This is a genomic window from Streptomyces sp. NPDC044044 (assembly GCF_056434405.1).
On sequence record NZ_JBWKFG010000008.1, the window covers coordinates 609,443 to 620,413 of the forward strand.

Annotated in this window: 10 protein-coding genes; 5 read left to right on the plus strand and 5 right to left on the minus strand. The window is 70.5% G+C overall.

The annotated features are described in order from the left end of the window. The first annotated feature begins 274 nt into the window (after positions 1 to 274). Both AC07AG_RS30695 and AC07AG_RS30700 read left to right on the plus strand, forming a co-directional pair. A complete protein-coding gene (locus AC07AG_RS30695; RefSeq protein ID WP_478759369.1) occupies positions 275 to 1,780 on the plus strand; it encodes a hypothetical protein in 1,506 nt (501 codons plus the stop codon). A gap of 170 nt (positions 1,781 to 1,950) precedes the next feature. Beyond that, entirely contained in the window at positions 1,951 to 2,778 is an 828-nt protein-coding gene (locus AC07AG_RS30700; protein WP_478759370.1) for an aldo/keto reductase, read from the plus strand. Positions 2,779 to 2,809: 31 nt separating this feature from the next. On the opposite strand, the gene AC07AG_RS30705 is transcribed toward AC07AG_RS30700, so the two are convergent. The 5 genes from AC07AG_RS30705 to AC07AG_RS30725 all read right to left on the minus strand — a co-directional run bounded on the left by AC07AG_RS30705 (position 2,810) and on the right by AC07AG_RS30725 (position 8,113). After that, positions 2,810 to 5,251, minus strand: coding sequence for a SpoIIE family protein phosphatase (locus AC07AG_RS30705; protein WP_478759371.1), 2,442 nt, complete (start codon positions 5,249 to 5,251; stop codon positions 2,810 to 2,812). Positions 5,252 to 5,347: 96 nt separating this feature from the next. After that, the gene (locus AC07AG_RS30710) at positions 5,348 to 5,686 is read right to left on the minus strand and encodes a DUF4436 family protein (protein WP_478759372.1); all 339 of its coding nucleotides are present in this window, start codon (positions 5,684 to 5,686) and stop codon (positions 5,348 to 5,350) included. A 64-nt stretch (positions 5,687 to 5,750) separates the two neighbouring features. Further along, positions 5,751 to 6,152, minus strand: coding sequence for a DUF4436 family protein (locus AC07AG_RS30715; protein ID WP_478759373.1), 402 nt, complete (start codon positions 6,150 to 6,152; stop codon positions 5,751 to 5,753). Positions 6,153 to 6,181: 29 nt separating this feature from the next. Then, positions 6,182 to 7,279, minus strand: a complete 1,098-nt coding sequence (locus tag AC07AG_RS30720; RefSeq protein WP_478759374.1) for an agmatine deiminase family protein — start codon at positions 7,277 to 7,279, stop codon at positions 6,182 to 6,184. 207 nt (positions 7,280 to 7,486) lie between these two features. After that, a complete protein-coding gene (locus AC07AG_RS30725) occupies positions 7,487 to 8,113 on the minus strand; it encodes a TetR/AcrR family transcriptional regulator (protein WP_478759375.1) in 627 nt (208 codons plus the stop codon). Positions 8,114 to 8,619: 506 nt separating this feature from the next. Here AC07AG_RS30725 and AC07AG_RS30730 point away from each other — a divergent pair. From AC07AG_RS30730 to AC07AG_RS30740, 3 genes are all read left to right on the plus strand, one after another. Further along, entirely contained in the window at positions 8,620 to 9,201 is a 582-nt protein-coding gene (locus tag AC07AG_RS30730) for a TetR/AcrR family transcriptional regulator (protein ID WP_478759376.1), read from the plus strand. 200 nt (positions 9,202 to 9,401) lie between these two features. After that, entirely contained in the window at positions 9,402 to 10,115 is a 714-nt protein-coding gene (gene ureA / locus AC07AG_RS30735; protein ID WP_478759377.1) for an urease subunit gamma, read from the plus strand. Continuing rightward, on the plus strand, positions 10,112 to 10,971 hold an 860-nt coding region (locus AC07AG_RS30740; RefSeq protein WP_478759378.1), incomplete at its 3' end, for an amidohydrolase family protein. The genes ureA and AC07AG_RS30740, both read left to right, overlap by 4 nt.

A 10,971-nucleotide genomic window follows, 5' to 3' on the forward strand; every position in this document is an offset into this window, starting at 1 on the left:
AAACCTCCGCCCCGGCGCTCGGCCCGCCGGGGCGGGAGACGGGCCAGTCAGCTGAGCGGCTGTGGAGGGCACCGGCGGTGTCGAACGCGGTGCACCAGGCCGCTTCTGACGGTCCCAAACCTCATCGCCCCAAGGGGCCCCGGACGGCGTACGAGCCCCGGTGAGCGCCCACCGGGCCCTCCTGATCTTCGCCCTGCGCTCTCGGAGAAGTCGGGATAACTTATCCCCATTTCTACCGATTAATGCCCTGCAGTGTGTAGGGGGAAGGCAGGCGATGGCCAAGACCTTGAGCGTCCCGCTCGCCGGAATGGAGTACCGCGGCCCGATGCCGGCCGTGCGTGCCCCGCGACGCACCGGAGGGCAGGGCTGGCTGGCCGCCGTGGCGGTGGCTTTCACGCTGGCCCAACTGGTCCTCGTACGGCCCGACATGGGGCTCGGCTGGGATGAGGCGGTGTACGTCAGCCAGGTGAGCGGCCACGCTCCCGCCGCGTTCTTCAGCGCACCTCGTTCCCGCGGGATCTCCCTGCTGGTCGCGCCGATCGCCTCGTGGTCGTCGTCCACCGAACTCCTGCGGGTCTATCTGGCCCTGCTGTCCGGTCTCGGCCTCTTCCTGGCGCTGCGCGCCTGGCGCGGCCTGTTCCCCGTACGGGTGACGGCCCTCGCCGGCGCTCTGTTCGCGACGCTCTGGGTGACCGTGTTCTACGGCCCGGAGGTCATGCCCAACTACTGGGTCGCGATCGGTGCCCTGGCGGGTGTCGGGTGCTTCCTGCGGGTCCAGGCGGACCGCCGCGACCGGGCGGCGCTGTGGGGCGCGGGCGCGAGCGCGGCCCTGATGGCGTGGATGCGGCCCACCGACACCGTCTGGGTGGTCCTTCCGCTCCTGGTCCTGCTGGTGTGCGCCCACCGGTGGCGGCGGCCGCGGTTGCTGGCGGCGCTCGTCGTGGGTCTTGGGACAGGGGCGGTCGGGTGGGTCGTCGAGGCGTACGTCAGTTTCGGCGGTCTGGGCGCACGCCTGGCCGACGCCTCGCGGATCCAGGGCGGCCTCGGCTGGAACATCGCCGTCCTCGATCAGCTCCGCAGCCTGCGCGGCCAGACGCTGTGCCGCCCGTGCACCGCTTCGGTCCCGGCGCCGGAGCTGATCGCGTGGTGGTTCGCCCTGCCGCTGCTCGCCGCACTGGGTCTCGTGGTCGCGGTCAGGGCCCGGCGCACCGCGGGCACGCTGCTGCCGCTGGCCTGTGCCACGACGGCGGGCATCCCGTACCTGTTCATGATCGGATACGCCGCGCCGCGCTTCCTGCTGCCGTTCTACGCCCTGCTGGCCATCCCGGTCGCCGACGCCCTCGTCCATCTGGTCACCACGCCTCGCCGGGCCTGGCGACCGGTGGCCGCGACGCTGGTGGCGCTGGCACTCGCCGGGCATGTTGCCGTGCAGTACGCGGTCCTGGAGGACGCCGTGGGCCGCTCCGCCGCCGGCCGCAAGGACTGGGCCCGCACGGCGTCCGAGCTGCACCGTCTCGGTGTACGGCCGCCGTGCGTGGTGACCGGGCTCGAGGCCCTGCCGATCGCCTTCTACGCCGGGTGTTCCTCCGCCCAGACGCAGGGGCACAACGCCAGCACGACCCGGGCGGACCTCCTGCGGACCGCGGAGCGGACGCCGACGGCCACGCTCGCCACGGCGAAGGACGGGCCCCCGGAGTACGCGCGCGGCTGGCCGTCCCACCCGTTCGGCGATCTGCGCATCCATGTGGCCCCCGCGACGAGGGCGGGAAACCAGCGATGACCGGATGACCCTCCCGTCGGGCGTCCGCATGCGGTGGTTGGTCCCCGTACGCACCGTGGATGGACAGCGGGACAAAAGGTGTCCATACGAGTGTTTTGCGGGCGAGTGAACGGAGAGCAGTCCCGACACACCGCCCTCTGCACGCGAAACGATCAGTACAAGGAGTCACCGTGACCGCAGTACCCGCCATCACCCTCAACAACGCCGTGCAGATCCCCCAGCTCGGCTTCGGCACCTACCAGATCGAGCCGGAGGAAACCCGGGAGACGACGCTGGCCGCGCTGGAAGCCGGCTACCGGCACATCGACACGGCACAGATGTACGGCAACGAGAAGGAGGTCGGCCAGGCGGTCCGCGACTCCGGTCTCGACCGCGCCGACATCTTCGTGACCAGCAAGCTCAACAACGGCGCCCATGAGCACGACGACGCACTCAAGGCGTTCGACCGCACCTTGGAGGACCTCGGCCTCGACCACCTGGACCTCTTCCTCATCCACTGGCCGCTGCCCGGCAAGGGCGACTTCGTGGAGACGTGGAAGGCCCTGGAGGAGATCTACCGCTCGGGCCGGTCCAAGGCCATCGGGGTCTCCAACTTCCAGCCCCACCACCTGCGCCGGCTGCTGCAGGGCAGCGACGTGGTGCCCGCGGTCAACCAGATCGAGGTGCACCCCTACCTCACCCAGGACGACGTCAGGGCCTTCGGTGCCGAGCACGACATCGCCACCGAGGCCTGGTCGCCCATCGCGCAGGGCAAGGTGCTCGACGACCCGACCATCAACCGCATCGCGCAGCGGGTGGGTAAGTCGCCCGCCCAGGTGACGCTGCGCTGGCACATCCAGCGGGGCGACATCGTCTTCCCCAAGTCGGTGACCCAAAAGCGCATCGAGGAGAACTTCGACCTCTTCGACTTCGAGCTCAGCGAGGGCGACATCGGTGAGATCTCCGCACTGAACCGCGACGAGCGGACCGGCCCCGACCCGGAACGCTTCAACGGCTGAGGACCGACCGCCGCATCCCGTCCCAGCCCGCTCAGCCCGTCTTCGGGAAGGCCTGTTCGGTCCAGATGGTCTTGCCGGAGCGGGTGTAGCGCGTTCCCCACCTCTGGACGAGCTGGGCGACGATGAACAGGCCGCGCCCGCCTTCGTCGTCGTCGCCGCTGTGGCGCAGGTGCGGTGACGTGTGGCCCCTGTCCGCGACCTCGCACAGGAGGGTGCGGTCACGGATGAGGCGTACTTGGATCGGCCCTTCGGCGTACCTGACCGCGTTGGTCACCAGCTCGCTGACGACCAGCTCGGTCGCGAACGCCAGTTCCTCGAGGCCCCAGCGGTGCAGCTGCTCGGTGGCCAGGTCCCGGGCCTGGCCCGCGGCGACCGGTTCCGGGGGCAGCTCCCATTCGGCGACCTGCGAAGCGTCGAGTTCGCGGGTACGGACGAGCAGCAGGGCGGTGTCGTCGGCCGTCGAGCCGCCCGGCAGCAGCTGCGCCACGGCCCGGTCGCACAGCTCTTCGAGCGACGCGTGCTGTTCGCTGAGTACACGTCCCAGGATGTCGAGTCCGTGATCGATGTCGCGGTCGCGTGCCTCGACGAGGCCGTCGGTGAACAGAGCGAGCAGGCTGCCCACCGGCAGTTCGATCTCCATCGACTCGAACGGCAGGCCGCCGAGGCCGAGCGGCGGTCCTGCCGGCAGGTCCGGGAAGGACAGCAGGCCGTCCGGGTCGACGACCGCGGGCGGCAGATGCCCGGCCCTGGCCATGACGCAGCGCCGCGAGACCGGGTCGTAGACCGCGTAGAGACAGGTCGCCCCGGTGGTCACATCGGTGTAGGTGCCGTCGGGTGTTCCCGGCTCGCTGCGCTGCTCCTCCGCCGACTGCGCCACCAGATCGTCGAGCCGGGAGAGCAGCTCGACGGGGTCCAGGTCCATCTGGGCGAACGCGCGCACGGTCGTCCGCAGCCGTCCCATGGTGGCGGCCGCCTGCAGACCATGGCCGACCACGTCCCCGACCACGAGCCCGACCCGGGTTCCGGACAGCGGGATGACGTCGAACCAGTCACCGCCGACGCCTGTCACATCGTCCGTGGGCAGGTAGCGGAAGGCCAGGTCGACCGCCGACTGCTCCGGCACGTGCTGCGGGAGCAACTGGCGCTGGAGGGCCAGGGACGCGGTGCGCTCACGGGTGAAGCGGCGGGCGTTGTCGATGGACACGGCCGTACGGGCGACCAGCTCGTCGGCCAGTGCCACCTCGCCGCTGTCGAAGGTGGCCGAACCCGACCCGGGCCCGCGAAGGAACGTGACGAGCCCCAGCGTGCTGTTCCCGGCCCGCAACGGCACGACCAGCGCCGTGTCGTCGAGCACGAGCCCGCCCGACGAGAGGCAGCGATGCTGCGGCGAACCAGGCGGGTACTCGACGGGAGGGTGGTCCACGGGGGGACGGGGAGCGGCGCGCCCGCGATCGGCGGGCCCGCAGCGCGAAGGCCGCTCTCCCGGCTCCGCCCGGCCGGTTTGGTCGGCCGAGCAGCGGGCGACCCGCACCAGGGAGGTCGCCGCCGCGCCGCTGGTGGAAGGCACCTCGCCCTCCAGGACCGCCTGGGCGAGATCGACCGTCACCGTGGTGGCGAACTCCGGTACGGCGACCTCGGTGATCTTCTCGGCAGTGACGCTCACATCGAGGGCGGCCCCGATTCCGCGGCCTGCTTCGACGAGCAGGGCAAGCCGCCGCTGGGCCTTGTAGCGGTCGGAGATGTCGAAGGCGTCCTCGCAGACGCCGATGACGTGTCCGTCGGCGTCCTGGAGCCGGTAGTAGGCACAGGACCAGAGGTGGTCCGTCTCCGGGTCGCTGGGCGGCCGGCCCTGGAAGTGGAGGTCCAGAAATGGTTCTCCGGTGTCCATCACATGACGCATGACCGCTTCGAGCGTGGGCGGGTGCCCCTTGGTCACGAATTTTCCCTCGGAGTACAGCTGGTCCGCACGAAGGCCCCGGAACTCGGCGAAGGGCCGTCCGATCTCCCGTTCGTACGCCGCGTTGCACCAGGTCAGGCGCAGGTCGGTGTCGTAGATGCCCAGGCCGACGGGCGACTGGGTGGCAAGGCCGTGCAACAGGGCAAGCTGGGACTCCCACATCCGGAGGTCCTTCAGCTCCGTCGCGACGATGACGCGCGCCGCCGTGCCGGAGCCCGGCAGGGGGCACTCCGCGGTGGCGACGATCAGCTCACGCCCGTCCCGGTGCAGGGCGACGCGGATCTCGTTTCCCTGGAACCGGGGCGCGATCGGGAGAACAGGGGGCGTCGGCCCGGGTGCCAGGAAGGCGGCCAGGGACCGGCCGACGACCTCCTGCGACTGATGTCCGAGGAGGCGCTCCGCCGCGGGGCTCCACCCGATGACCGTGTCCTGGGCGTCGACGACCACCGTGGCCGCCCTGGTGACGTCGAGGGGCCCACGAAAGTCAGCGCTCTGCTCCGCGTTCGATGCCGTCATGGCGACACACCAGCCCCGTTCATCCCCTACAGAATCCGCCGTCCCGGGGGCGGGCACAACCGCTGTGCGCCCACCGGCCGGCCGGTCCGCCCCCACCTAGGGAGCCAGTGTCTCCGAAGGGTGAGGTTCTGCCCGTATTCCCCTCACGACCACGGTGATGACGCAGAACGCGATGAGTGTCTCGGCCCAGAGGAAGGCGATGTGGTCGAGCAGCGAACCGATGGGCGGTGCGCCGGGCGCGGTGTTGCGGAAGGCGGCGAGGGCGAAGAGGGTGGCCGCCATCCAGCCGAGGGCAGGCCAGGTGAGGCCTTTGCGCCGGCTGACGAGGAACCACGCGCCGATGAGTACGGCGATGGCGAGCGCCCACATGGCGGCCATCATGAACACGGTGAAGATCAGGACGCTGGTGGAGCGCGTGAGGTCGGCGGCGAACACCGCGACACCGTCCGCCTCGACGCGTCGACCTGGGCCGAGAACAGCGCGTCGTTGTTGGACAGCGTCATGCGGACGGGAACGGTCTCGCCCCCTCCGTAAGGGTGACGGGTACGTCCACGGTCGCGATCCGGCTGTGGGCCGGGAAGGTGAGATCACTGCGGATCGATGACGAGGTCTGCAGGGTGAGGGTCTCCACCGGGTAGATGCCTCCCGCCTCGCCCAGGTGTCCGCGCGGGGTGACCAGGACTCGCAGGACGAGCTCGCGACTCGCGGCGTCGACCCGCTGGACGGACGCCTCGATGTCCACCCGGTCGCGGACCGACGCGCCCGCCCGGTACCGGGTGTCCAAGGCATGGCGCTCACCGAACTGGAGCCAGACCCCGACGGCCGCGGCCACGGCCACGGCGAGCAGGACGAGACCCGCGAGCAGCGGTCTGCCGCGGGACGGGGGGAGGCGTCGCATCATGGCCGCAGTCGCTCTCGGGGCGGGCCGGATCAGTCGACCGGCTTGCCCGGCTCGTCGTGGGTGGAGCAGTGGATGCCGCCGCCCCCGGAAGCGATGGTGTCGATCTGGATGGGCACGATGTCGCGCTTGGGGAAGTGCTCCTGCAGGATGCTCCGGGCGCGCTTGTCGGCCTTCCGGTCGCCGAACTTGGGCATGAACACGGAGTCGTTGGCGACGTAGAAGTTGGCGTAGGTCGACACGAAGTCGTCGCCCTCGCCGGTGATCTCGTACAGGTCGGGCTGCGGCAGATCGATGATCTCGAGGGATCGGCCCCTGGCGTCCTTCGCCTTGCTCAGTACGGATTTCGCCTGGTCGGCCGCGCGTGACCAGGAGTCGGCGGGGGTGTCGGGGTGCGCCCTGTCCAGGAGCACCACACCGGGGGCCGTGAAGCGGACGAGGCTGTCCACGTGGGCGTCGGTGATGTCCTGGCCGCGGACGCCGGCCAGCCAGATGACCTTCTTGATGCCCAGGGTCCGCTTGAGCTCGTCCTCGATCTGGTCCTGGCTCTTTCCGCGGTTGCGGTTGTCGTTGACGATCGAGCTCTCGGTGATGAGGAGCGTGCCCTCGCCGTCGGTCTCGAAGGAGCCTCCCTCGGCGACCAGGGGGGCCTTCCTTCGGGGGATGTCGTACTCCGCCAGGAGGGTGCGGCCCACCCGGCCGTCGTTCGTGTGCTCCTGCTTGTTGCCCCAGCCGTTGAAGCTGAAGTCGACGCCGACGACGTCACCGTCCTGCTCCACGAACACCGGCACGGTGTCGCGGGCCCACAGGTCGTCGACGGCCAGCGGGATGACCTCGACGTCGCGCCCGCAGGCCTTCTGGGCGGCGGCCTGCTGGTCGGGCCTTGCCATCATCACGACGTACTCGTACTCCGCGATGGTGCGGGCGATCCGTGCGATGTCCTTGCGTACGTAGGGGAGGTCCTCCGCCCACACCGACTCCAGGGCGGGCCAGGACATGAAGGTGCGCGCGTGGCTCTCCCACTCGGCACCCATGCGCAACCCCTTGGCCGCTGTCTCCTCGTCACCGGCGGTGCTTGCGGCCCCCGCCAGCTCGTCGCCGGGGCCGCAAGCCGATGCGCCAAGGACCACGGCGCCGATTCCGGCGAACGCGCGGAGCGCTGAGCGACGGGGGGGGAGGGAGAGAGACACGGTGGGTTCCGATCATCGTGATGGGGATCAAGCTATCCGTCGGCACGGCGGGACGCTCGACGAGCGGGGCGTGGACGGGCGTGACACGTGAAGGGCGCGATACGGACGGAGCCGCTCGCTGTCCCGACTCTGACACGAACTGAAAATTCAGTCAAAGAGAGCGACGGTGCTCCGCAGATGCGCCAGCTCCACCGCGATGGCCTCCCGCATGAGCTCGCGGGCGTGAGCCAGGGACAGGACCGAGCTGAGCCACCGCATGCTGAGGCCCTCCAGTACGGCGGTGAGCCGCTCGGCGGACGCGGTGAGGGCGTCGGCGGGCGCGGTCCGGTGGATGCGCCCGAGGCTCTCGGTGAGTTCACCGATCCAGATCAGGCGGGCATCGGCCAGCGCTTCCCGGAGGTCCGGGTCGAAGACCGCGGTGGCGCGCAGCTCGCCCCACGCCGTGCTGTTCTCGCGTACCTCGGGCCGGTCCTGGAACTCCAGCAGGAGGGAACGCTCCAGCTCCTGCCGGGCGGTGCGGCCGGAGGTACCGTCCTTGGCGCGTCCGGTGCCTTCGGCATCGGTGTGCCCGGCGGTGTAGCGCTCCGCGCGATCGCTGATGAACTCCATGGTCCGGCGCAGGATGCCCGCGCGATCCGTGAAGTGGTAGTAGACGAGCGCCGTGGACACGCCCGCATCGGCGGCTATCTCCGACACCCGCAGCCCGCGGACCCCGCGCCGGGCGATCACCCTGGCCGCCGCCTCCAGGATGGTTCTCCTGCGGTCAGCCCTCACGTCGTTCCTCCTCGCGCAGCGGCCGGTGGCCGTCTCGTCCGGCCTGCATTGACTGAAACTTTAGTTAGCGGCACGATCATCCCTCAGGCGGCCCCTGGCCGTCGCGCTGACCGCGTGCGGGTGCGCGTGCGGAAACCGACCTGCCCCGCACCTTGGCCCCCCTCGCCGAAAGAGCCATCCCATGTCCACTCACCCTTCCGGGGCGCAGTCCGCCCGCGTCCCCTCCCTGGTGCCCACGGACCTTGCCGACCTGCTGCGTCGCTGCCTGGCCAAGCACCCCGGAGACCGGCCGGCCCCGAGCGAGTTGATCGACGCCGTGCGCGCCCATCCCGCTGTGGTTCATCGACTTCGGCATCGCCCGAGCGGCCGACGCCACCGTCACGGTGGTCATGAGCGGCCATCGGGAGGGCCGCTGACCCGGGGCCGTGCGGTGGGCCTGCCGTGCGGTTCGGCTGTCGGCCGACCGAGATCAACGGGCCGGGTACGGCCCGGTAGGGTTTCGATTCATGGCGCCTCGCTCTACTCAGATCCTTGAAGCGGCCGCACGGCTGATCGCCCGTCGCGGGGTCCGCGGCCTGCGCGTCGAGGAGCTCGCCGCCGAGGCGGGTGTCTCCACGGGGTTGATCTACTACCACTTCAAGGACCGCACGGGAATCCTGCGCCAGACGCTGGAGTTCATCAACGACCGTGCCGAGCGCTACACCACCGGCGACGCTTCGGACGCCGAGCCGCTCGCTCCGCGCGACGAGCTGGAGGAGATCCTCCTCCTGGAGCTCCAGGACACCCCGGTCGTCAGGGAGAACAGCTCGGCCTGGGGCGAGTTGCGCGCCAGTGCCGTCTTCGACGAAGTGCTGCGGGACGATCTCGCCAGGGCCACCCTGGTGTGGGTGCAGGAGGTGGCGGCCCTGCTCGGGCAGGTGCAGCCGACGGCCCCGGCGCCCGCCCTGGCCGCGGCCGGCGAGCGCCTCACCGCCCTGCTCGAAGGGCTCAGCATGCGCTGGCTCAGCGGCGGACTGCAGATCGACCACGCGCGTGACCTGATGCGCGGAGCCATCAACGCCGAGCTGGCGCTCCTGCGGGAGAAGTAGGTCCGGCTGCCGCGGGACGCTTCCTGCCGCACCCCTGCCGCACTCCTTCCGCCTGCTGTTCCCTCCTCTCTCGACCCGTTCTTTCCTCACGCCCGGACTCTTGACTGAAAATTCAGTCAATGCCACAGTGAGGGCGCTGCCCGCCTCCGCCACCGAGCGTCGAGGCGCCGCCGAACTTCCCGGAGCGAGGAATTGAGCCCATGCCGCTGACTCCCACCGAACGTGACCGGCTGCTGCTGTTCACCGCCGCCGAACTCGCGCGGTCCCGCCATGCGCGGGGCCTGAGGCTCAACGTCCCCGAGGCCACCGCGGTGATCGCCGACACCGTCTGCGAGGCGGCGCGGGACGGTCTGCGCCTGGCCGCGGCCGTCGAGCGCGGTCGTACCGTGCTGGGCCCCGACGACGTCCTGCCGGGCGTCGGCGACGTGGTCACCGAGATCCAGGTCGAGGCCGTCTTCGACGACGGCACGCGACTGGCCGTCGTCAGCGACCCGTTCGGCGCATGGGCGCGGCGCGACGACGCCCCCGGCGCCGTACTCCCGGTGTCGCAGGACATGACCACTCCCGAACCGACCGAGGCGATGACCGTACGCAACACCGCGTCCGTGCCGGTCAGCGTCACGTCCCACTTCCACTTCTTCGAGGCCAATCCCCGGCTCGACTTCGACCGCTCGGCTGCCTATGGCATGCGGCTCGCGGTTCCTGCGGGCTCCTCCGTGCGCTTCGGCCCCGGCGAGAGCGTCGAGGTCGGGCTCGTGCCGATCGGCGGCGCCCGCATCGCGATCGGCTTCGCAGGCCTCGTGGACGGGCCGCTCGACGCCCCGGGCGCACGGCAAGCGGCGCTGCACAGGGCGGCGTCCTGCGGCTACTTGGGTGCCGACGCCGTCGGAGATCCGGAAGGAACGAAAGCATGAGCAGACCCAGCAGGCACAGCGATCACTGCGCGCCGGGCAGTCGGCACATCGACGCGCACGAGTACGCCACGGTGCACGGCCCGCAGGTCGGCGACCGGGTCAGGCTCGGGGACTCGGGCCTGGTGGTCCGGGTGGAGTCCGACTCGCAGATGTACGGCGAGGAGTTCCTGGCCGGGTTCGGCAAGACGGCCCGTGACGGGCTGCATCTGAAGGCCGCCGCCGTCCGTGAGACCTGTGACGTGGTGATCAGCAACGTGCTGGTGATCGACGCCGTGCAGGGCATCCGCAAGGTGTCCGTCGGGATCAGGGAAGGCCGCATCCACGCCATAGGGCGGGCCGGGAACCCCGACACCCTCGACGGCGTCCACGTCGTCGTCGGCACGGGGACGACGATCATCTCCGGTGAAGGGCTGATAGCGACCGCGGGCGCCATCGACACGCATGTCCATCTGCTCTCGCCACGCATCATGGAGGCCTCGCTGGCCTCCGGCGTCACCACGATCATCGGCCAGGAGTTCGGGCCCATGTGGGGCGTCGGGGTCAACTCCCCGTGGGCGCTGCGGCATGCGTTCAACGCCTTCGACGCCTGGCCGGTCAACATCGGCTTCCTCGCCCGTGGTTCGTCGTCGGACCCCGCGCCTCTCGTCGAGGCACTCGCCGAGGGCGGTGCCTGCGGCTTCAAGGTGCATGAAGATCTCGGTGCGCACACCCGCGCGCTCGATACGGCGTTGCGGGTGGCCGAGGAGCATGACGTCCAAGTCGCCCTGCACAGCGATGGGTTGAATGAGTGTCTGTCCGTCGAGGACACCTTGAAGGTGCTGGAGGGGCGGACCATTCACGCCTTCCACATCGAGGG